At 74.0% G+C, this 20,441-nt stretch carries 18 protein-coding genes, 1 tRNA gene and 1 pseudogene; 5 read left to right on the top strand and 15 right to left on the bottom strand.

The annotated features are described in order from the left end of the window. Positions 1-461: 461 nt before the first annotated feature. The 7 genes from pheA to ABZ261_RS03135 all read right to left on the bottom strand — a co-directional run bounded on the left by pheA (position 462) and on the right by ABZ261_RS03135 (position 7,755). The gene (gene pheA, locus ABZ261_RS03105; RefSeq protein WP_356854821.1) at positions 462-1,394 is read right to left on the bottom strand and encodes a prephenate dehydratase; all 933 of its coding nucleotides are present in this window, start codon (positions 1,392-1,394) and stop codon (positions 462-464) included. Between the two features lie 136 nt (positions 1,395-1,530). Continuing rightward, positions 1,531-2,805, bottom strand: coding sequence for an iron uptake transporter deferrochelatase/peroxidase subunit (gene efeB / locus ABZ261_RS03110; protein WP_356854822.1), 1,275 nt, complete (start codon positions 2,803-2,805; stop codon positions 1,531-1,533). 6 nt (positions 2,806-2,811) lie between these two features. Then, positions 2,812-4,773 carry a copper resistance protein CopC gene (locus ABZ261_RS03115; RefSeq protein WP_356854823.1) on the bottom strand — a complete coding sequence of 654 codons (1,962 nt, stop codon included), beginning with the start codon at positions 4,771-4,773 and terminating at the stop codon, positions 2,812-2,814. A gap of 13 nt (positions 4,774-4,786) precedes the next feature. Then, on the bottom strand, positions 4,787-5,254 hold the full coding sequence (locus ABZ261_RS03120; protein WP_356854824.1) for a copper chaperone PCu(A)C: 468 nt from the start codon (positions 5,252-5,254) through the stop codon (positions 4,787-4,789). After that, complete coding sequence (locus ABZ261_RS03125; protein ID WP_356854825.1) at positions 5,251-5,901, bottom strand: SCO family protein; 651 nt, start codon at positions 5,899-5,901, stop codon at positions 5,251-5,253. Before ABZ261_RS03125 ends, ABZ261_RS03120 begins: the two co-directional genes overlap by 4 nt. A gap of 126 nt (positions 5,902-6,027) precedes the next feature. Beyond that, entirely contained in the window at positions 6,028-6,753 is a 726-nt protein-coding gene (locus ABZ261_RS03130) for a YcnI family protein (RefSeq protein ID WP_356854826.1), read from the bottom strand. Between the two features lie 150 nt (positions 6,754-6,903). Then, positions 6,904-7,755, bottom strand: coding sequence for a hypothetical protein (locus ABZ261_RS03135; protein ID WP_356854827.1), 852 nt, complete (start codon positions 7,753-7,755; stop codon positions 6,904-6,906). Positions 7,756-7,941: 186 nt separating this feature from the next. Here ABZ261_RS03135 and ABZ261_RS03140 point away from each other — a divergent pair, with 186 nt between their 5' ends. Continuing rightward, positions 7,942-8,385 carry an ATP-binding protein gene (locus ABZ261_RS03140; protein ID WP_356854828.1) on the top strand — a complete coding sequence of 148 codons (444 nt, stop codon included), beginning with the start codon at positions 7,942-7,944 and terminating at the stop codon, positions 8,383-8,385. 194 nt (positions 8,386-8,579) lie between these two features. Here the strand turns inward: ABZ261_RS03140 and ABZ261_RS03145 are convergent. The 3 genes and pseudogenes from ABZ261_RS03145 to ABZ261_RS03155 form a co-directional block, all read right to left on the bottom strand. Next, positions 8,580-8,846: pseudogene (locus ABZ261_RS03145) on the bottom strand (winged helix-turn-helix domain-containing protein); the annotation flags it as partial. A 143-nt stretch (positions 8,847-8,989) separates the two neighbouring features. After that, the gene (locus ABZ261_RS03150) at positions 8,990-10,474 is read right to left on the bottom strand and encodes an aminopeptidase P family protein (protein WP_356854829.1); all 1,485 of its coding nucleotides are present in this window, start codon (positions 10,472-10,474) and stop codon (positions 8,990-8,992) included. A 157-nt stretch (positions 10,475-10,631) separates the two neighbouring features. Beyond that, a complete protein-coding gene (locus ABZ261_RS03155) occupies positions 10,632-12,071 on the bottom strand; it encodes a PP2C family protein-serine/threonine phosphatase (protein ID WP_356854830.1) in 1,440 nt (479 codons plus the stop codon). Positions 12,072-12,681: 610 nt separating this feature from the next. Here ABZ261_RS03155 and ABZ261_RS03160 point away from each other — a divergent pair. Together ABZ261_RS03160 and ABZ261_RS03165 are read left to right on the top strand one after the other, a co-directional pair. Further along, positions 12,682-13,383: a bifunctional DNA primase/polymerase gene (locus tag ABZ261_RS03160; protein WP_356854831.1), complete on the top strand. Its 702-nt coding sequence runs from the start codon at positions 12,682-12,684 to the stop codon at positions 13,381-13,383. Positions 13,384-13,540: 157 nt separating this feature from the next. Beyond that, positions 13,541-14,083, top strand: coding sequence for a hypothetical protein (locus tag ABZ261_RS03165; protein WP_356854951.1), 543 nt, complete (start codon positions 13,541-13,543; stop codon positions 14,081-14,083). Positions 14,084-14,344: 261 nt separating this feature from the next. Here ABZ261_RS03165 and ABZ261_RS03170 read toward each other — a convergent pair whose 3' ends face one another. The 3 genes from ABZ261_RS03170 to ABZ261_RS03180 all read right to left on the bottom strand — a co-directional run bounded on the left by ABZ261_RS03170 (position 14,345) and on the right by ABZ261_RS03180 (position 17,196). Further along, entirely contained in the window at positions 14,345-15,307 is a 963-nt protein-coding gene (locus ABZ261_RS03170; RefSeq protein WP_356854832.1) for a DUF5926 family protein, read from the bottom strand. Positions 15,308-15,493: 186 nt separating this feature from the next. After that, positions 15,494-16,231: an ATP-binding protein gene (locus ABZ261_RS03175; RefSeq protein WP_356854833.1), complete on the bottom strand. Its 738-nt coding sequence runs from the start codon at positions 16,229-16,231 to the stop codon at positions 15,494-15,496. 134 nt (positions 16,232-16,365) lie between these two features. Beyond that, positions 16,366-17,196: a glycerophosphodiester phosphodiesterase gene (locus tag ABZ261_RS03180; protein WP_356854834.1), complete on the bottom strand. Its 831-nt coding sequence runs from the start codon at positions 17,194-17,196 to the stop codon at positions 16,366-16,368. A gap of 241 nt (positions 17,197-17,437) precedes the next feature. On the opposite strand from ABZ261_RS03180, the gene ABZ261_RS03185 reads away from it, so the two are divergent. After that, positions 17,438-18,868, top strand: coding sequence for a trypsin-like peptidase domain-containing protein (locus ABZ261_RS03185; protein ID WP_356854835.1), 1,431 nt, complete (start codon positions 17,438-17,440; stop codon positions 18,866-18,868). A gap of 85 nt (positions 18,869-18,953) precedes the next feature. Here the strand turns inward: ABZ261_RS03185 and ABZ261_RS03190 are convergent, their stop codons facing one another. Next, positions 18,954-19,607, bottom strand: coding sequence for a CAP family protein (locus ABZ261_RS03190; RefSeq protein WP_356854836.1), 654 nt, complete (start codon positions 19,605-19,607; stop codon positions 18,954-18,956). Positions 19,608-19,801: 194 nt separating this feature from the next. Between ABZ261_RS03190 and ABZ261_RS03195 the strand changes: the two genes are divergently transcribed. Then, positions 19,802-19,886: transfer RNA gene (locus ABZ261_RS03195), tRNA-Ser, on the top strand. Between the two features lie 71 nt (positions 19,887-19,957). Here ABZ261_RS03195 and ABZ261_RS03200 read toward each other — a convergent pair. Beyond that, positions 19,958-20,278, bottom strand: a complete 321-nt coding sequence (locus tag ABZ261_RS03200; protein ID WP_356854837.1) for a hypothetical protein — start codon at positions 20,276-20,278, stop codon at positions 19,958-19,960. Between the last annotated feature and the right edge of the window lie 163 nt (positions 20,279-20,441).

Here is a 20,441-nt window from a genome sequence, read left to right on the forward strand (position 1 = left end):
CGGTGCATGCCCGCAGTGCGTGTCGGCGCCGGTCAAGGAAAAGTGTCCCCGTCCCTGGTACGGAGCACGCGGCGGGCGTCCGGTTGACCGGACTCCCGTGGGGCGAACGGGATTTGGCGGTCCGGTTGTCCACAGAGATCCACACCGGCCGAGAGGTTATCCACAGGCTGTGTGGAAGATCTGTGGACTTCGGAATTGATCACTCCGCAAACCTCGGACCGGCTGGAGAATTCCCGGCCCAAACCCCCTCGACACCCACCTTCGGGTGGAAAACGCTCGCCCCAAAAGATGAACTCAAGGAAACGGGTGGACGAAAGGCGAGACCGGGGACGGTGGCCGGGGTCGGGGCTCGCCGGCCGATGTGTCGATCCGGCGAGGCTCGCCTGTCGACTTGTCCCCAGATCGAGAAGGGAACCTGTGGATAACTTCTGTGGATAACGTTCGTATGCAGGTACGACCGGCTAGAAGCGGCCGTCCTGGCAGCGGGCCACCCAGTCCGCCGCCGCCATGAACTCCTCGTCCGACGTCCCCGGCAGCGCCGGCCGCACCGCGTCCGGGGCGATGTCCGCGCGCGGATAGGAACCCAGGAACCGCACCTGGAGGCAGATGCGCTTCAGGCCGGTCAGCGCCTCCGCCATCCGCCGGTCGGAGATATGGCCCTCGGCGTCGATGCAGAAGCAGTAGTTGCCGATGCCGGCGCCGGTCGGCCGGGACTGCAGCAGCATGAGGTTGATGCCGCGCGAGGCGAACTCGCCGAGCAGGTCGCGCAGGGCGCCGGGGTGGTCGTCCCGCTGCCACAGCACCACCGAGGTCTTGTCGGCCCCGGTCGGCGCGGCGGGCCGGGCCGGACGGCCGACCAGCACGAACCGCGTCTGGGCGTTCTCCGCGTCGTGGATGCCGGTCTCCAGCGCCTCCAGGCCGTACCGGGCGGCGGCGAACTCGCCGGCGAAGGCGGCGTCGTAGCGGCCCTCCTGCACCAGGCGTGCGGCGTCCGCGTTGGAGGCGGCCGACTCCCAGACCGCGTCCGGGAGGTTCGTGCGCAGCCAGTTGCGCACCTGCGGCTGGGCTGCGGGGTGGGCGGAGACGGTCTTGACGTCCGCGAGCCGCGTGCCCGGCCGGACCAGCAGCGCGAAGGTGATGGACAGCAGCACCTCGCGGTAGATCGTCAGCGGTTCGCCGGCGACCAGCTCGTCCAGGGTGGTGGTGATCCCGCCCTCGACGGAGTTCTCGATCGGCACGAACGCGGCCTCGGCCTCGCCGGCCCGCACCGCGTCCAGCGCGGACTGCACCGACACGTACGGGATCAGCTCCCGGGTCGCCGCCTCCGGAAGCCTGCGCAGGGCGACTTCCGTGAAGGTGCCCTCCGGGCCGAGATAGGCATAGCTCGCTGGCATGCCCTCACCCTAATGGCCGCACGGCCGCCCGGCGCCGGTGTCTCATGGGCGCCACTCGACCGAGTGGTTTGAACCCGTCCGTCCCCGTGCGGCGTGGCTGTCTCCGGTAGAGGAGCGGCAGCCGTTCCGTGCACGGTCACCCCTCCAGCAACCGCTGCCCCACGTACTCCCCCTTCGCCGCCCCGCCCGGCACCGCGAACAGCCCGCTGGCCTCGTGGCGGATGTACCGGGACAGCGCGTCGCCCCGGTCGAGCTTGCGCTGCACCGGGACGAAGCCGCGCAGCGGGTCGGCCTGCCAGCAGATGAACAGGAGACCGGCGTCGGGCGTGCCGTCCGGGTCGAAGCCGTCGTGGTACGAGAAGGGGCGCCGCAGCATGGCCGCACCGCCGTTGCGGTCGGGCCGGGTGATCCGGGCGTGCGCGTTCAGCGGGACGACGTAGTCGCCGTGGGCGTCGGTCTTCTCCAGGTCCATCTCGGTGGTCTCGCCGCCGCCGGACAGCGGCGCCCCGTCGGCCTTGCGCCGCCCGATGACCTGCTCCTGGGCGGCGAGCGACAGCTTCTCCCAGTCGTCCAGCAGCATGCGGATCCGGCGGACGACGACATAGGAGCCGTTCGCCATCCAGGCGGGCTCGCCCGTGGCGGGGACGAAGACCTTCCGGTCGAAGTCGGGGTCGGCCGGCTTCGGGTTGCGGGTGCCGTCGACCTGGCCCATCAGGTTGCGGGCCGTCATGGGGTGGGCGGTGGCGCCCGGGCTGCGGTTGAAGCCGTTCATCTGCCAGCGCACCCGAGCCGCCGAACCCGCGTCCTTCTGGATCGCGCGCAGGGCGTGGAAGGCGACCAGGGCGTCGTTTGCGCCGATCTGCACCCACAGGTCGCCGTCGCTGCGCGCCTTGTCGAGGCGGTCGGAGGAGAAGTCCGGCAGCGGGTCGAGGGCGCCGGGGCGCTGCTTCTCCAGGCCGGTCCGGCCGAAGAAGCTGTACCCGAAGCCGAAGGTGATCGTCAGCGAGGACGGCCCGGCGTCCCGGGCCACGCCGGTGTCGCCGTGCGGGGCCGCCTCGCCCGCCATGAGCCGCTCGGCCGTCGCCGACCAGCGGCGCAGCAGGGCTGTCGCCTCCCTGCGGCCCGCGCCCGGCGCCAGGTCGAAGGCGATGAGGTGGCCGCGGGCCTGCAGGGCGTCGGTGATGCCCGGCTGATGTTTCCCGTGAAACATCGCCCGGCCGGCGCCCAGCGAGCTCAGCGGGGTGGCCTGGGCGGGCGCGGCCGCGTACCCCACGGCCGCGCCGGCCGCGCCGAGCGCGAGGCCCGTCGCACCGGCGGTGCCGAGCAGGGCGCGCCGGGAGATGCCGCCGGCCGCCGGTTCGGCCTGCGGCGCGTCGGACGTACGGGCCCGCGGGAGGGTGTGGTCAGCCATGCTGGTTCAGCCGATCTGCGCGTTCTTGGAGACGGTCACCTGGTCGACGTCGGAGGTGCGGACCGTGACGGCGATCTTCCAGTCGCCGGCCACGGGGATCTGCACCCCGTTCGCCGCCCAGTGTCCGGTGGTGATGTGGTCGGGGCTCACGGGAAGCGGGCCGATCTTCTTCGCGGCGAGGGTGAAGGCGACCTTCACCTCCGGGACGTCGAAGGCCCGGCCGTTGGACCGCTGGACGTAGACGTGCATCTCGTTGCCGCCCACGCGTGCGGGGTCGAGGTCGATGCTGACGACGCCCTTGCCGTCGGCGCCGCCGGTGTCGAACGGCATGTCCAGGGTGAGCGCACCGGCCGCCGGGGTGGCGGAGCCGGACGACGACGCGGCGGGCCTGGCCTCCTGTGCGGTGCGGCCCGGCTCGGTCTGCGTCAGCCAGGTGGTGACGGCGAGCAGCACGACGGCGACGCCGGCCTCGGCGAGCACCGAGCGGCGCAGGCCGAGGCGGTGCGGGTCGGCGTCCCGCAGCCGCTTGCGCCGGGCGGCTTCCACGGCCGCGCGCTGCCGGGCGAGCTGGGCGGCACGCTCCGGGTCCCCGGCGTCCTTCTCGCCGCCACCGGCACCGCCGCCGCCGCTGCCGTCGCCGCCGCCGGTCGTCCGGGAGGCGGCGGTGGCCTGCTCCTCGCGGGCCTGCGCCTTCTCCTTCTCCTTCTCCTCCGCCGCGTGCCCGGCGCCGGCGACCGGGTCGGTCAGCCGTGCCGTGAACCGCCGGGAGACCGACGCGAGGCCGACCAGCAGCGCCACCAGCCCGATCTTGGCCAGCAGCAGCTGCCCGTACCGGGTGTCGGTGAACGCCGACCAGGAGCCGAGCTGCCGCCAGGACTGGTAGGCGCCGGTGGCGACGAGTGCCAGGACGGAGCCGAAGGCGACACGGGAGAAGCGGCGCACCGCGGCGGCCTCGACCGGGGTGTCGGCGGGCGTCCGGTACAGGGCGACCAGCAGGGCGGTGAGGCCGCCCAGCCAGGCGGCGACGGCCAGCAGATGGACGACGTCCACCGGCATGGCGAGCCCCGGCTGGAGTCCGGTGGAGGCGTGCTCGGCCATCGCCCAGCCGGCGGCGAGCCCGGCCGCCACGACCGTTCCGCCGATGGCGAGGCCGAAGGTCAGGTCGCGTTTCTCCGCCTCCTCCTCCCGCCGGGTGTAGGCGCCGAACAGGACGGCGACGAACAGCGCGGCGGCGGCGAGCAGCAGCAGCCGGGACACCAGCGCGGCGCCGGTCTTCGTCTGCAGCACCTGGCCGAGCAGGCCGAGGTCGAAGACGTCGGCGAGCTTCCCCGAGCCGGTGTAGGAACCGCGCAGGAGCAGCAGCCACAGGGTGGCCGCGGTCAGCCCGACCCAGCCGCCGGTGACCAGCCGCTGCAGCGGCCGTACGCCCGCGCCGCGCGGCCAGCAGGCGAGCACGAAGGCCGCGCCGCCGGCGAGCACGATGAAGCCGGCGTACGACACGTACCGCCCGAGGGCGTACAGCACGCCCACGGCTCCGCCGCCGGCCGTCGGCCCGGCGCCGGAGACGACGGTCGGCGAGGGCGCGCCGACGGAGAAGGTGTAGGCGCCGGCGACGGGATGGCTGTCCGCGGAGACGACCTGGTAGGCGACGGTGTAGGTGCCCCGGCCCAGGCCGCCGGCGAGTTTGACGGCGTACGTCGTCCCGCTGACGTTGGCGGGGCTGCCCGTCTGGACCGGTCTGCCCTTCGGGTCGAGCACGCGCACGGAGTCGTCGTTGAGCGCCACCTTCTCGGAGAAGGTGAGCGACACCTGGGTGGGCGCCTCGTCGGCCACCACCCCCGGCGCCGGGTCGCTGCCGGTCAGTGCCGCGTGCGCGGACGCCGGTCCCGCGCCCGCCAGCAGCGCGCCGGCGACGACGAGGAAGAGCAGCAGCAGGATCCGCGGGCGGGGGGTGGTGGTCCGGGTCACGGTGATCCCTCGGTCAGTGGCCGGTCGGCGGGTGGTACGTCGCGGACCTCACCGGCATCTCGACGGTGAGCGGACCGGACTCGGCGAACGTGAGCTTCACGGAGACCGTCTGGCCCTGCTTCGGCGCACGCTTCAGCCTCTCGAACATCAGGTGGTTGCCGCCGCTGGCGAACACGAGACGGCCGTGGGCCGGCACGGCGAAGGAGGACTTCTCCGTCATCGCGCCGCCGGTCGTGCTGTGCAGGGTGACCCGGCCCGCGACGTCGCTCGTGACCGCGGTCAGCTCGTCCCGGGTCCCTCCCTTGTTGGTGATGGTCAGGAAACCGGCGGCCATGTCGGCGGAGACCGGCTGGGGCATGTAGGCGCCGCTGACGGACAGCCGCGCCGGGCCGGAGGCGTCACCGGAGTCCGCGCCGGAGCAGCCGGCGAGGGCCAGGGCGCCGGTGAGGGCGCCCGCGCCCAGGACGGCCCGGCGCCTCACGGCTTGGCCCCCTCGACGAGCTTGGGCAGGTCCCTGGTGTAGTCGTCGACGGTGGCGCCCTCGCCGTAGAGGACGTAACCGGCGTCCGTCTTCGGGGAGAAGGCGATGACCTGGGTGCCGTGCACGGAGACGAGCTTGCCGTTCCTGTCCTTCTTCGTCGGCTCCACGGAGATGCCGAGGGAGCGGGCGCCGCGCTGCACGGCGGCGAAGTCGCCGGTCAGGCCGATGAACCGGGGGTCGATGCCCTTGAGCCACTTGCCCAGCTCGGCGGGGGTGTCGCGGCCCGGGTCGGTGGTCACGAACACGACCCGGAGGTCGTTCCGCTCGGCCGCGGGCAGCGCCTTCTTGGCGACGGCGATGTTGCTCATCGTCGCCGGGCAGACGTCGGGGCAGTGCGTGTACCCGAAGTAGACCAGGGTCGGGTGGCCCTTGGTCTCCTTGCGGAGGTCGTACTTCCTGCCGTGGGTGTCGGTGAGGACCAGGTCCGGCTTCTCGAACGGCCGGTCGAGGACGGTGGCGGCCTTGGTCGAGGAGCCTCCCGAGACCACGGCGACGGGTGCGTCGCCGTCGTCCCCGGCGCCGCAGGCGGAGAGGGCCAGGGTGGCGGCGGTGAGCAGCCCGGCCGCGGCCAATGTCTTCTTGCGCATGGAGAGATGTCCCAGTGGTGTGGTGTCCGGCGCGCGCCGGGGCCGTACGGCGACGGTCGTCACGACGGGCGTACGACGTCCACGACGGCCGTACGGCGCCCGGCGCGCGCGGCGGAGCTGAGGGGCTCAGGCGGTGCGGCGGCGGCCGGCGAGGACGCCGTAGGCCACGCCCGCGGCGCCGACGACGATGCCGGCCACGCCGAGGACGCGCGCGGTGGTGTCGCTGCCGTCGCCGGAGTCCTCGGCGGCGGACGCCTTCTCGGACGTGTCGTCGGCGTCCTTCTCCTCGGCGGCCGCCGTGCCGTGGTGGTCGTCGGAGGCGGCGGACAGCTCCAGGACCGGGGCCGGGTTCTCCGGCTCGTCCTGGCCCTCCTGCGGCACCTCGATCCAGCGCACGACCTCCTTGTTGGAGTACGTCTGGACCGCCTTGAACACCAGCTCGTCGGTGTCCTCGGGCAGGGCGCCCAGCGAGAGCGGGAACTTCTGGAAGTAGCCGGGCTCGACGCCCTTGCCGGCGGCGGTCCAGGTGACCTTGCTGACGGCTTCGTCGATCTTCTCGCCGTGCATGGTCAGCGGCTTGTCGAGCTTGGACTTGGTGACGGCGATCTTCCAGCCCGGGATCGGCTCCGGCATCACCGAGGCGATCGGGTGGTCGGCCGGGAAGTTCACCTCGAGCTTGGTGGTCGAGGCGTTGTCGCGCTCGTTCGGGACCTTGAAGTCCACGACCGCGTAGCCGCCCTTGGCCGCGGCGCCCTCCGGCTGCACGGTGACGTGCGCGAAGGCCGGCACGGACAGGGCGAGCACGGCGGAGCCCGCGACGGCGGTGGCGGCGGCGATACGAGAAGCCTTCATGGAAGGAGGCACTCCACTCTTGAGTGAGATCCGGTGGTGAAGAGGGATGCGCGCGTGCAGGGCCGGCCTCCGGCCGGTCCGGTCGAGGAACGCGCACGCGCGGGCGCCGCACGTCGGCGGCCCACCGGGATGTGTGGAGCGGGGGTCGCGTCAGGCGGCGAGCAGGAACGCGGCGGCGGGCGGGCCGCGCCGGATCACCGTGTGCTGGAGCACGGCGGTGCGCGGGGCCGGAGTCTCGTCCCGGTCGGCGCGCCGGCGCGGGCCGGGCTCCGGGGCGGGCAGCAGCCCGCCGCACAGGGCGTGCGCCAGCGCCAGCGCCGCGCGCAGGGACCGTACGAGCGCCGCTTCCGTGACTCCGCGCGCCGACAGGTCGATCAGCCGCAGCACGGCCAGGTCGCCGCGGCGCAGCAACCAGCCCGCGGCGACGGCCGCGAGCAGGTGGCCGAGCAGCATCGGCAGCGAGGGCAGCGGCCCCGCGGAGGAGCCGGCGGCGTCGTGCGCGTGCTGCAGCGCCCCCAGGGCGGTCGTCGGCCGGCCCGAACGGTCGATGAGGCGCGCGTCGAGCAGCAGACGGAAGGCGTGCCCCGGGGTGAGGGACGCCGGGGCGGACCCGCACACCAGGCGCGCGGCCTGCTCGACGAGCGCGCTGTCGCTGAGCGCCCCGCCCGCATGGTGCGCGGACCCCGTCGCCGGCATGGCCATCCCGCCGGAGACCGCCCCGGCCCCGTCCCGGCCCAGCTCGAACAGCGTGTGCAGCACGGTCTGGCCGAGGGCGAGCAGCGCGGCGATGCCCGGCAGCGAGCGGCTCCGCCCGGCGAGCGGCGCGACCAGCAGCAGGGAGCCGAGGAAACCCGCGCCGAGCGTCCACAGCGGCACCCGCGCGCAGGAGGCGAAGGTGTGCCCGGCCGCGGCCAGCGCGACGCAGACCGCGGCGAACACCGCGGCCCGCAGCATCCGGAGGCCGGCTCCGGGGCGCGCCGTGCGCGGGTGGGGGGCAGTCATGACGGCCTCATCATCGCACTGCCGCCGCCCCGAGACCACGGCAGGTCGCCTCGGCCGCCCCTCATACACCGGTTCCGCCCCCGGCGCATCGACCGTATGGGCGGGGTCACGCTGACGGTGTGCTTACGGCCGCCTACGGGCGGCAATACGTAACGGTACGTCGAGCCGCGGCCAGGAGGCTGGAGCATGAGCATCTGGTGGTCACTCCAACTGCGGCGCGAGGCCGCGAGCGTGCCGCTCGCCCGGCGGCTCCTGATCGGCACCATGGAGACGGCGGGCGTCGACCCGGAGATCTCCTACGACCTGTCCGTCGCCCTGACCGAGGCCTGTGCGAACGCCGTCGAGCACGGCGGCAACCCCGCGTCCGGCGCCTCGGAGGCCTACCGGGTGACCGCGTACCTCGACGGCGAGAAGTGCCGGATCGAGGTGGCCGACTCCGGGGCCGGCGTCTGCCGGACCCAGGAGCCGCGGCCCGCCCGTCCGGACGCCGAGCACGGCCGCGGCCTGTGCCTGATCCGGGAACTCGCCGACCACGTCCACATCGGGGCCCGGCCGGGCCGCGGCGGCACGGTGGTGAGCTTCGACAAGATGCTCAAATGGAAGAGGGACCCCTCCCTGCTCACCGCCTGACGTCCGGGATCCGTCGCGGACCCGGCCGGGCGGCTCGGCCGCGTGTGTCCAGCACCCTCGCCAGGGCCTCCAGCGCCTCCGGGTACATCCGCTCGCGCGGGGTGCCGTAGCCGACGACCAGGCCCTGGGGACGGCCGGGACCAGGGGTGTGCCGGGCGTGCGCCGGTCCGCGGCGCTTCGGCGCCGACCGGCGGCGGCAGCGGGGCGACCCAAGTGCCCGAGCCCTGCCGCGCCGTCAGATACCCCTCGGCGACCAGCTGGTCGTACGCCGCTTTCGCCGTGCCCCGCGAGATTCCCAGGCCGGCCGCGAGGCGCCGGGTCGCCGGCAGGCGTGCGCCGGGCGCGAGCCGGCCCTCCCGCACGGCGTCCCGCAGGGCCCGTTCCAGTGCGGTGCGGCGGCCGTCCGCCGCGTCCGGCCGCAGGTGCAGGCCGGCGCCCAGGCCGGACCAGAAGTCGTCCACGATCCCCCCAACGTGATGGCCGCTCCCGGGGGGGCGCGGGACTGTGCCGCCGCGCGGCCGCGCCGCACGGACGTGACCGGCCACGACGTGCCCGCACGCGAAACGGCCGGGTACCCGGCGGTACCCGGCCATGCGGTCGGACGTCAGCCCGTCAGCGCCGCCATCCATTCCTCCACCTCGTCGGACCGGCGCGGCAGGCCGGCGGAGAGGTTCCGGTTGCCGTCCTCCGTGACGAGGATGTCGTCCTCGATGCGGACGCCGATGCCCCGGTACTCCTCCGGAACCGTCAGGTCGTCGGCCTGGAAGTACAGGCCCGGCTCGACGGTGAGCACCATGCCGGGCTCCAGCGTGCCGTCGACGTAGGTCTCCACCCGCGCGGCGGCGCAGTCGTGGACGTCCATGCCGAGCATGTGGCCGGTGCCGTGCAGGGTCCAGCGGCGCTGCAGGCCCAGCTCCAGGACGCGCTCGACCGGGCCCTCGACCAGACCCCACTCGACGAGCTTCTCGGCGAGCACGCGCTGGGCGGCGTCGTGGAAGTCGCGGTACTTGGCGCCCGGCTTCACGGCCGCGATGCCGGCCTCCTGGGCCTCGTACACGGCGTCGTAGATCTTCTTCTGCAGCTCGCTGTAGCGGCCGCTGACCGGCAGCGTGCGGGTGACGTCGGCGGTGTAGTAGGTGTGCGTCTCCACGCCCGCGTCGAGCAGCAGCAGGTCGCCGGAGCGGACCGGGCCGTCGTTGCGGACCCAGTGCAGGGTGCAGGCGTGCGGGCCGGCGGCGGCGATGGTGCCGTAGCCGACGTCGTTGCCCTCCACGCGCGCGCGGAGGTGGAACGTGCCCTCGATGTACCGCTCGCTCGTCGCCCGCGCCTTGTCGAGGACCTTCACGACGTCCTCGAAGCCGCGCACGGTGGAGTCGACGGCCTTCTGCAGCTCGCCGATCTCGAACTCGTCCTTGACCAGCCGCATCTCGGAGAGGAACACCCGCAGCTCCTCGTCCCGCTCGGCGGTGACCTTGTCGGCCAGGGCCGCCTCGACGCCGGCGTCGTGGCCGCGCACCACGCGGACCGGGCCGGTGGCCTCGCGCAGCTTGCCGGCCAGCTCGCGCACGTCGGCGGCCGGAATGCCGTACAGCGCCTCGGACTCGGCGAGGGAGTGGCGGCGGCCGACCCACAGCTCGCCCTGGCCGGAGAGCCAGAACTCGCCGTTCTCGCGGTCGGAGCGGGGCAGGAGGTAGAGGGTCTCCTCGTGGCCGTCGCCCCTGGGCTCCATGACCAGGACGCCGTCCTCGGTCTGGTTGCCGGTGAGGTAGGCGTACTCGACGGAGGCGCGGAAGGGGTACTCGGTGTCGTTCGAGCGGGTCTTCAGGTTGCCCGCGGGGATGACCAGGCGCTCGCCGGGGAAGCGGGCGGACAGCGCGGCACGGCGGCGCGCGGTGTGCCGGACCTGGGCGATCGGCTCCAGGTCGCGCAGTTCCGTGTCGGCCCAGCCGGACTTCATGTTCTCGGCCAGCTCGTCGGAGACGCCCGGGTACAGGCCGTTCTTCCGCTGCTTGATGGGCTCCTCGGCCTCGGCCTCCGGGCCCTCCGCGGCAGCGGGATCGGGCACAGCCGGGTTGAGCTCGTCGGACACGTGATCCTCCTCGATACGCCTGGTGACTCCCCCGGGGCCCGCGACGCACCTGCTTCCGGCCGAGCGGGGACCTCCATCATCGTACGGTCGCACCGGGGGCGGGCGGGGCCGGATGACCTGCGATGCCCGGTCGTGCCGGCTGTCCGGCGGGCGCGGCTCAGTCGAAACGGGCCGCCAGCAGGACCACGTCCTCCCCGCCGGCGTCCCCCGGACCGGCATGGGGGCGGCCGGCAGCAGGCGCCCGTCCTTCCGGGGCGTCCGGCAGGACCGTGCGCAGCACGTGGTCGGCGACCGCGCCGGGGTCCCGGCGCGCGGCCCGCGGCACGCCCGCGGCCGCCGCGTGCAGCCGGGCGAAGGCGCGGTCCATCGGGTCGCCGGTGCGGTGCAGCAGGCCGTCCGTGTAGAACAGCACCGTCTCCCCGGCCTCCGCCTGGATCTCCACGCTGGGCGCCTCCCAGCAGGCGAGCATCCCGAGGGGCGCGGAGACGGAGGTCTCGGCGAACTCGGTGCGCCGCTCACCGATCAGCAGCGGCGGGCTGTGGCCGGCGCCGGCCAGGGTGATCTGGCGCAGGGCCGGCTCGCAGTAGGCGAACAGGGCGGTGGCCGAGCGGGCGGGCTCGGTCAGCCGCAGCAGCAGCTCCAGGTCGGACAGGACGGCGACCGGGTCCTCCCCCTCCATCACGGCGTACGCCCGCAGGGAGGCGCGCAGCCGGCCCATGGCGGCCACCGCGCTCGGCCCGGAGCCGGTGACGGAGCCGACGGCGAGGCCGAGGGCGGCGTCCGGCAGCGGCAGGGCGTCGTACCAGTCGCCGCCGCCGCGCGGGCCCGTGCGGTGCCGGGCGGCGAGCTGGACCCCGGCCACCCGGGGCAGCCGCGAGGGCAGCAGCTCCTCGGTGATGGTCGCCATCGACGCCCGGGTGCGTTCCACCTCCAGCAGCCGGGCGAGGTGCTCGGTGGCGTGCCGGACGTACAGGCCGGCGAGGTGGCGGCGGCGCGCGTCCGGCTCGGCCGGTTCGTCGTAGAGCCAGACGGCCGCGCCGAGGCGGCCGGCGGAGTCGGTGGCGAGGGGGAGGGCGTAGCTGGCGGCGTAGCCGAGCCGGGCGGCCACCTCGCGGTGGCGGGGGTCGAGGCCGTCCTCCGCGAACAGGTCGGGGTGGAGGATCTCGGCGCCGCCGCCGGTGTCGTACGGCAGCGCGCCGCGCGGCACCGTCTCGATGTGGCCGAGATCGGCGCGGCCGAGTCCGAGGCCGCGGGTGGTGCGGGGGCCGAGGCCGTCGCCGGGCTCCAGGGCGACCAGGCCGCGGCGGGCGCCGACGAGGAAGGACCCGGCGCGCAGCAGCTCCTGCAGGGCGGTGTCCAGGGCGGTGGTGCGGATGAGCCGCTCGGTCAGTTCGTGGAGGGTGGTGAGGTCCGAGACCCAGCCGGCCAGCCGGTCCTGCAGGAGCGTGCCGGGGGCGGGCGCGTGGGGGGCGGGGACGGGCGCGGTGTCCGAAGAGGGACCGGTGCCGGAGACGGGGGAGGAGGGAGAGGCAGTGTGGGCGGGTGAGGGAACTGTGGGATCGATTCCGGCCACTTTCGGAGGGTGTGGGGCGTTCATGGCGTCCGGCCTTCAGACCGGTGCGTATTGCTCGATAGCATCGCGAACCCCCATGTCATTCTGCGCCGCTAGCAGTGTCTCCACATGTACACGCACTCGTGAGGGGATGTCCAGCATTGTCCTGCGGGGATTCCTGGTGTCCACGGGGTGGTGAAGGGTTTTCTCCTAACCCCTTGCCTTACCGGCAAGTTGGCTAAAAACTGCCTCAGGGATCGGTACACTGCGGTCGACTGGCCTTGCTCCACGGAGCGTCACAGCGGTCGTGATGGGTACGTACTCGGAGAAGACCAGGGGTGGTCGGGGGCCACCCGGAACCTGGCGACGGACCCGGGCGTCATAGCCACCGACGACCGAGCCCCATCCTCCCGTGGCGGAGGCGGAGAGAACACGCGCGACGGCAAAACGCCAGACTTCGCCACCCCCGCGCCGCATCCGTGCTCTTCGGCGGACGCACTACGCACGCGGACGCGGCCCGCTCGACCCTTTGGGGTTCCCCCTGCAGTGCCCAGGGGTGTGATGCGCCAACAGGTACGCACAGTGAAGCGATCTGCACATGGTGTGATGACAACCACGGTGTTGCCAGCGGTGCAACGGAAAGGAACGAGCGCTCATGCGCGAGATCCTCGGAAGGCGACGCAGGCTCCTGTCCAGGCGGAACGGCGGGAGGCCCGAGCTGCTCAGCGCGGCCCTGACCTTTGCGACGGAATGGCAGTGGCCGGTACTCCCGGGCGTGGCCCCGGACCCGCGGGGCCGGGCCCGCTGCGCCTGCCCCGACCCGGAATGCACGGTGCCCGGTGCGCACCCCTTCGACCCCGGCCTGCTCGCGGCCACCACCGACGAGCGCATGGTGCGCTGGTGGTGGACCAACCGGCCGAGCGCGCCGATCATCCTGGCCACCGGGGGCGCCTCCCGCGTGGGCGGGGCCGGGCATGACGCGGGCCGGGCGCCCTGCGCGGTCAGCCTGCCGGCGCTCGCCGCCTCCCGCGCCCTCGCCCTGCTCGACCGGCGCGGCATGCGGCTCGGCCCGGTGGTCGCCGCGCCGACCCGCTGGGCGCTGCTGGTCAAGCCGTACTCGATGGAGCAGCTGGGCGAACTGCTCTACGCCAAGGACTTCGTCCCCGGCTCCCTGCGCTTCCACGGCGAGGGCGGCTACCTCGCCCTGCCGCCGTCCGCGACCGGGCAGGGCGCCGTCCGCTGGGAGCGCGCGCCGCTGCCCGGTTCGGCCGCTCCCTGGGTGCCCGACGTGGAGGCCGTGGTGGACGCCGTGGTCGACGCCCTCACTCGTACGGGTGTGAGCGCGCCCGAGTTGTAGGGGTGTCGGGCGCGGACGGGGCGGCCGGGCGCCGCCGGCTCGTTATCTTCCGCACATGCTGCGTCATTCCGGGGGACACGGTGCCCCACAGCCGCTTCGCGGCGGGCCGGACTCCCGAAGGCTTCGTCTGCTCGCCCTCGTGGGCGTCGTGGCGGCCGTGGCCGCGCTGCCGCTGGCCGCCGCGTCCGCGGGGCAGGTGGGCGAAGCCGGCCGGGCCGCCGCGCCGTCCGCTCCCCGCGGCGGTGTCCGGGCCGGGGCCGGCGCGGACGCCGCGGCCGTCGCCGGCGCGGACGCGGATGCCGACTCGGGCGCGGACGCCGACTCGGGCGCGAGACCGCGCCGCAAGCCCTTCCTGCTCGGCGTGGGACTCGCCACCGCCGCCCGCTGCGGTCCCGAACTCACCTCGCCCGACGGCATCGAGGCGCAGACCTGTGTGCTGACGCAGGGCGAGGACACCTGGGCGCGCACCTACTACCGCAACACCACCGGCGAATCGCTGGACTCCGTGCTGAGCCTGATGGGGCCGGGCGGCCGGGCCGTGCAGATCCGCTGCGTCACGGGCGCCGGCGACGAGCCCGCCACCTGCGAGACGCCGCGCGAGCACCGCCGGGGCGGGCCGGACGACTACACGGCCGTCAACGAGTTCGCCGCACGCGGGGGCGACCAGGCGCTGCTGCTCCGCTCCGGCAGCAACTCCTAGTCCCTGTAGGGAAGTTGGCAACCGCCGAGGCGCCGTGCAGCGGGCGCGGACATGGAAAGGCCCGGTTGCTGGCGACGGGGGATGCACCAGCAACCGGGCTACTGGAACGGTAACAAGAGATCCGCGGTTCGCAAATTCCGGCTGGGCTATTCGGACAGCGATTTCCCTGACGGAGTGTGAAGTTGTGACAGGAGTCACATGGTGTGCGGCCCGGTGCCACGGCCGGTCGCACGGTCGGCCGTGGCACCCCCGCACGGGACGTCAGTTGAGCGTGACCTGCCGGTTGGTGAGCCCGCCGCGCGCCCGGCGCTCGTCCGGGGTGAGCGGCTCCCCGACGGCGAGGGCGGCGGCGAGGCGCTCGGCGAACTCGGCGGCCGGCTTCTCGACCTCCTCGGCCGAGACCCCGCTCGGCAGATCCCAGACCGGCACGGTGAGGCCGTGAGCTCGGAAGGAGCCCACGAGCCGGGTGCCCTCGCCGAGGCTGGAGCGGCCCGCCGCGTGCAGGCGCGCGAGAGCGTCCAGAAGCTGCTCCTCCGGATGCGGCATCACCCAGCGCAGGTGGTTCTTCTCCGGGGTCTCGCACCAGTACGCGGCGTCCACGCCGGTCAGCTTCACGGTCGGGATGGCGGCGGCGTTGGCCCGCTCCAGGGAGGCGGTCACCTCCGGCGTGGCGTTCTCCACGTCCGGCACCCAGAACTCGAAGCCGCTGTGCACCACCGGCTCGAACGGGCCCTCCGGGTCGAGCACGTCCTGCAGCCGCGGTCCGTCGGCGGGGGCGCGGCGGCCCTGCACCGGGGTGCCGGGCTCGGCCTCCAGCGCGCGCAGCAGCGTGTCGGCGAGGTCGCGGCTGATGTCGCCGGACGCCGTGTCGTTCTGCAGGCCGATCAGCACCGAGCCGTCGTCGCGGCGCAGCGCGGGCCAGGCCATCGGCAGCACGGTGGCCAGCGTGACCGACGGGACGCCCTCGGGCAGGCCGCCCCGGAGGGTCAGCTCGGCCGTCGCGGCCGGGACCAGCTCGCGCAGCGCCACCCAGTCGCACTCGCCCGGAAGTCCCTCGAACGGGCGCTGCACCAGCTCGGTCACGGCGTGCGCGGCGGCCCGGCCGTGGCAGGCCTTGTAGCGCCGGCCGCTGCCGCAGGGGCAGGGCTCGCGGGCGCCGACAACCGGGATCTCCCCGTCGATCAGCTGCGGCTTGACCTTGGTCTGGGGTCGCTTCTTGGCCATGGTGGGGTCTCCCGGTTACGGCTCTTCTCGTACGTCGGGAGCCTAGCCGTTCGGGCCATGACCGACGGGAACCTGTGGACAACGCACCCGTGCCCCGCGCCGCCGGAGCGACCCTGCGGACCAGCCGGACCCGTCCACCGCCGAGGCCCGTGGCGGCGGCCCGACGTTCACCGCTCGCCCGGGGGCTCAGTCCAGGTGCTCGAACGCGCCCGTGAAGTCCAGCGCGGACAGCCCCGACAGCCCCGACAGCCCCGACAGGCCGCGCGGGCCGGCCGGACCCGACGGACCGGACAGCGCCGCCTGCGGGCGGGGCAGGCCGTCGAGGGCCAGGTCCGGCAGGGCCTGCTCGGTGACGCGCGTAGCGAAGGCGTCGTGGCCGCCCCCGGCATCGGGATCGTGGACGTCCTCGTGGACCACCACCCAGACCGTCACCTCGCCCGGGACGTCGTCCCGGACGCCCCAGTCGTCGGCGAGCGCCGCGATGATGTTCAGCCCGCGGCCGCCGTGCGCGGTCACCGACGGGGTGGCGCAGGCCGGGCGGGTCGGGCCGCCGCCGTCCGTGACCTCGACGATCAGCCGCCCGCGCGCGTCGACGCGCCAGGCCGCCCGGACGTCACCGTCCCCGGCCGGCGCGTCGCCCAGCGGCCGCCCGTGTCTGCAGGCGTTGCTCAGCAGTTCCGAAAGAATCAGCACGGCATCGTCGATGACCGATTCCGCCACACCGCCGCTGCGCAGCTGCGCCCGCATCCGGTGCCGCGCCTGCCCCACGCCCGCAGGACCATGGGGTACGGCCATGCTCGACGACGTGGGCACCTCCTGTGCCACCACCAACGCCACCCCCGAGACCTCCTTCGCCCCACGCCACGGTGTGGATGCCCCATTGGCCTGTACCGGAAACCGGCCAATCGCCTTCCGGCGACGCATTCGGGCGGCCGCCCACGCAGCGAACGCGCCGGAGCACTCCGGGTAGCCGATCGGATCCCGGAGCGGCGGCCGCCCCGGCCGGCTTCGCACCGGGGCGGGAACCGGCCGTCCACCGGGACGGGAACCGGCCGTCGTCAGCGGCCCAGTTGCCGCAGCACCGCGCGCGGCCGGTTGGTGATGACGGCGTCGACGCCCAGCTCGGCGCAGCGGCCGACGTCCTCCGGCTCGTTCACCGTCCACACGTGCACCTGGTGGCCGGCCGCCTTCCACCGCTCCACATAGGCGGGGTGGCTGCGCACGACGCGGATCGAGGGACCCGCGATCCGCACGCCCGCGGGCAGCCGCCCGTCGCGCAGCCGGGGCGAGACGAACTGCATCAGGTAGACCGTCGGCAGCGTCGGCGACGCCGCCCGCACCCGGTGCAGCGAACGTGCGGAGAAGCTCATGATCCGGACCGGCGACGCGTCGGCGGAGGCCGGCGCGTCCAGCCCGAACCTCTTCAGCAGCGCCAGCAGCCGCTCCTCGACCTGGCCCGCCCAGCGCGTGGGGTGCTTGGTCTCGATGGCCAGCTCCACCCGCCGCCCGGCGTCCGCGACCAGCTCCAGCAGCCGCTCCAGGGTGAGCACGGAGGTCTCCTCGCGGTCCTCCGGCCGGTGCTCCCAGTCGGGCTCCTCGTCCCGCCCGCGCCAGGCCTCGCGCGTCTTCCAGGAGCCGAAGTCGAGGGCGGCGAGATCGGCCAGTTCCAGCGCGGAGACCGCCCCGCGGCCGTTGGAGGTACGGTTCACCCGTCGGTCGTGGACGCAGACCAGGTGGCCGTCCGCGGTCAGCCGGACGTCGCACTCCAGGGCGTCCGCGCCGTCCTCGATGGCCTTGCGGTAGGCGGCGAGGGTGTGCTCGGGGGCGTCCTCGGAGGCGCCCCGGTGGGCGACGACCTGGATCGGGGGCTGCTGTGGTGCGTGGGTCACCGCGTCATGGTGCCACCGTCGCCGGGCACTCGTGACGGTGCGGGCGCGACCGTGGGACGAGCGGTGGCACCCCTCCGATCATTTATATAACTTTTGCCTGGATGATCCCATAGAGAGCTATATAAAGAGGACCGCCGAACCCACAGCCACGGCTTATGGTGCTCTGACGGCGCGTGGGAAAAGCTGACTGCAGACCAGATGCGACCGACGACGACACAGGCGTGGATCGAGGAGTAGAGCTGTGAGCACCGAGAACGAGGGCAACGCGGTACCCCCGGCCCCGTCCGCACCTCCCGTGCCGGTGGCCTCTCCCGACGCCTCCCCGCAGGGCCCCGCACCCCACGGCAGCGCGCCGACGGCTCCGCTCCCGCCCGTGCCGCAGGACGCCCCGGCGGCGTCCGCGGCGCCCGGGCACGGCCCGGCGCACCGGCCCGGCCCCGCCCCCGACGGCTCCTGGCCGCCGCCGCCGGTCACGCCGGCGTACGCCGACGGCGGCGCCGGCGGCGCGGGCGCCGGCTGGGCAGCCCCGTACCAGCAGCCCGCACCGACGCCGCGCAGCGGGCGCGGCGGACTCGTGGCGGCGGTCCTGGCGGCCGCGCTGGTCGCGGGCGGCCTCGGCGGCGGCCTCGGCTACACCCTGGCCAGGAACCAGGACGACCACGGCTCCACCACCGTCTCCGCGGACAGCAGCGCGGCCCAGGTCAAGCGCGCGCCCGGCACGATCGCCAACGTGGCCGCCCATGCGCTGCCCAGCACGGTCACCATCGAGGCCGAGGGCACCGACGGCGAGGGCGGCACGGGCACCGGCTTCGTCTTCGACACCCAGGGCCACATCGTCACCAACAACCACGTGGTCGCGGACGCCGTGGACGGCGGCAAGCTCACCGCCACCTTCCCGAGCGGCAGGAAGTACGACGCCGAGGTCGTCGGCCACGCGCAGGGGTACGACGTCGCCGTCATCAAGCTCAAGAACGCCCCGTCGGACCTGAAGCCGCTCCCCCTCGGCGACTCCGACAAGGTGGCCGTCGGCGACGAGACCATCGCCATCGGCGCCCCCTTCGGCCTGTCCAACACGGTGACGACCGGCATCATCAGCGCCAAGGACCGCCCGGTGGCCTCCAGCGACGGCAGCTCCGCCAGCAAGGCGTCCTACATGAGCGCCCTGCAGACCGACGCGTCCATCAACCCGGGCAACTCCGGCGGCCCGCTGCTGAACGCCTCGGGCGCGGTCATCGGCATCAACTCCGCGATCCAGTCCACCGGGAGCGGCGGCTTCGGCACCGGCCAGTCCGGCTCGATCGGCCTGGGCTTCGCCATCCCGATCAACCAGGCCAAGTACGTCGCCCAGCAGCTGATCAAGACGGGCAAGCCGGTGTACGCCAGGATCGGCGCGTCCGTCTCCCTGGAGGAGTCCACCGACGGCGCGAAGATCACCGAACAGGGCGCGGGCGGCGCCGCCGCGGTCGAGTCGGGCGGCCCGGCGGACCGGGCCGGCCTCAAGCCCGGTGACGTCATCACCAAGCTCGACGACCACGTCATCGACAGCGGCCCCACCCTGATCGGCGAGATCTGGACCCACAAGCCGGGCGACAAGGTCACCATCACCTACACGCGCGGCAGCCGTGAGCACAAGGTCGAACTGACGCTGGGCTCCCGGACCGGCGACAGCTGACCCGCTCCGGCGATGCCAAGGGGCGCCCCTCGGGAAGGGGCGCCCCTTCGCATCGGACGTCCGGAAGCAGCGCCGGACCGGCGCCTCAGCCTCCGACCGGCTCCCCCACGTTCTGCCGGAAGCGGCCGACGACGTTCCCCGCCGGGCCGTAGGCGCAGACGATGTACGTCTGGTACGCCTCCCCGTCGGCCGGCCGCCCCGCGGCCCGACCGCAGCCGAGCACGTCGGTGTCCCTCCACACGACCTGCGTGAAGGACCCGGTGTCGGGCGAGTAGCCGGGCCGGTCCCAGTCGTAGCCGCCCGTCCAGCGGGCCTCGTACCACTGCTGCACCGCCGCCGCGCACGACGCGGGCGCGTTCTCCTCCGTCGCCGTCCAGAAGCGGTTCTCCCCGTAGCCCGTCGACCCCGGCCCCGGCGGCCGGGTGAGCCCGTCCCGCGCCGAGGCGGCCCGGGCGCGCTGCACGGCCTGTGCGACGGCCGCATCGTCCAGGACCAGCGGCGGGGCGCCGTGCCGGGCGCGGAAGGAGTTGTGCGCCGCGAGGCACTCCTCGTCGAACGCCTCGTCCGTGGCGTCGGGGAGGGGCGGACGCTCGTCCGCTTCCCGCGACGCCGGAACGGGGTGCGCCGGGACGGCCGGGGCCGGAAGCGGTGCTGGTGCGGCCGCCTCGGCGAGGGCCGCGGCGGGCAGGACGGCCGCGCCGGCGAGGACGACGGCGATGAGGTGCTTGGTTGCCTTCATGCCGGAAGAACGGTCATCAGGCTCTGTCGTCACGCCCCCTCGCCGATCCAGGCGAATCGGCCAGGGCGCACACCCGCACAGCATGGCACCTCCGGGCGGAGGCGAGCCGGCGGACCCCGTGTGGACCACGGCCACCGCGCCAGGCTCGATCCCGGTAGGCTGTAGCCCGCTCCGTCCCAGGTGGGCGGCGGCGAGGTGGGTTGCCCGAGCGGCCTAAGGGAACGGTCTTGAAAACCGTCGTGGCGCGAGTCACCGTGGGTTCAAATCCCACACCCACCGCAGCAGGTCAGAAGGGGTGCGGCTCTCCGGAGCGGCACCCCTTCCGCGTGCGGCCAGCCTGCGGCCAGGATTCACGGCTTCGCCGTCAGGTCGGCGACGGTGTCGGGAAGGTCGTCGTCGTGGGTGTCCGCTACGAGTTCGGCGAGGGTGAAGTGAGCTTGGTCCGAGTAGCCCCGGTGACTGACGCGGACGAAGTAGCTGCGCTCAGAGACGCGGAAGACTTGTCGCTGCTGGCGTTTGCTCGGCCTTGCGCTGTGCGCCTTCTGGAAGGCGTCGACCGCGTTCTGCAACGCGGCCAAGGCTTCACCCTCGCTTCCTTCGAGTTCACTGGCGATGTAGTACCGAGAGGATTCCGCGTCTCCATGAGCTGTCACGATTGCCCAGCGAGGCATGGTGTTCTCCAGTCCGTGTCCGTGGGGCGACGTGAGCGTGAAGCTGCGCAGCTCCGTCGCGCAGTCGGCCCGAACCCGGGAGCGGGCTCGGGGATCTCGGCGCTCGGCGCGCGTCGCGGACGGCAGCTCCGACCGGCGGGAGTCGGCCAGGGTTCTGGTCGCG

Origin of the sequence: Streptomyces sp. NPDC006193, from assembly GCF_040613915.1 — a bacterium.
Classification (GTDB): Bacteria; Actinomycetota; Actinomycetes; order Streptomycetales; family Streptomycetaceae; genus Streptomyces.

Bases quoted from the DNA above. Each gene is read 5' to 3' on its own strand.
- ABZ261_RS03155 (WP_356854830.1), bottom strand. From the start codon at position 12,071: ATGAACGCCCCACACCCTCCGAAAGTGGCCGGAATCGATCCCACAGTT.
- ABZ261_RS03125 (WP_356854825.1), bottom strand. From the start codon at position 5,901: ATGCGCAAGAAGACATTGGCCGCGGCCGGGCTGCTCACCGCCGCCACC.
- pheA (WP_356854821.1), bottom strand. From the start codon at position 1,394: ATGCCAGCGAGCTATGCCTATCTCGGCCCGGAGGGCACCTTCACGGAA.
- ABZ261_RS03175 (WP_356854833.1), bottom strand. From the start codon at position 16,231: ATGCGTCGCCGGAAGGCGATTGGCCGGTTTCCGGTACAGGCCAATGGG.
- ABZ261_RS03200 (WP_356854837.1), bottom strand. From the start codon at position 20,278: ATGCCTCGCTGGGCAATCGTGACAGCTCATGGAGACGCGGAATCCTCT.
- ABZ261_RS03130 (WP_356854826.1), bottom strand. From the start codon at position 6,753: ATGAAGGCTTCTCGTATCGCCGCCGCCACCGCCGTCGCGGGCTCCGCC.
- ABZ261_RS03160 (WP_356854831.1), top strand. From the start codon at position 12,682: ATGCGCGAGATCCTCGGAAGGCGACGCAGGCTCCTGTCCAGGCGGAAC.
- ABZ261_RS03135 (WP_356854827.1), bottom strand. From the start codon at position 7,755: ATGACTGCCCCCCACCCGCGCACGGCGCGCCCCGGAGCCGGCCTCCGG.
- efeB (WP_356854822.1), bottom strand. From the start codon at position 2,805: ATGGCTGACCACACCCTCCCGCGGGCCCGTACGTCCGACGCGCCGCAG.
- ABZ261_RS03170 (WP_356854832.1), bottom strand. From the start codon at position 15,307: ATGGCCAAGAAGCGACCCCAGACCAAGGTCAAGCCGCAGCTGATCGAC.
- ABZ261_RS03140 (WP_356854828.1), top strand. From the start codon at position 7,942: ATGAGCATCTGGTGGTCACTCCAACTGCGGCGCGAGGCCGCGAGCGTG.
- ABZ261_RS03190 (WP_356854836.1), bottom strand. From the start codon at position 19,607: ATGAAGGCAACCAAGCACCTCATCGCCGTCGTCCTCGCCGGCGCGGCC.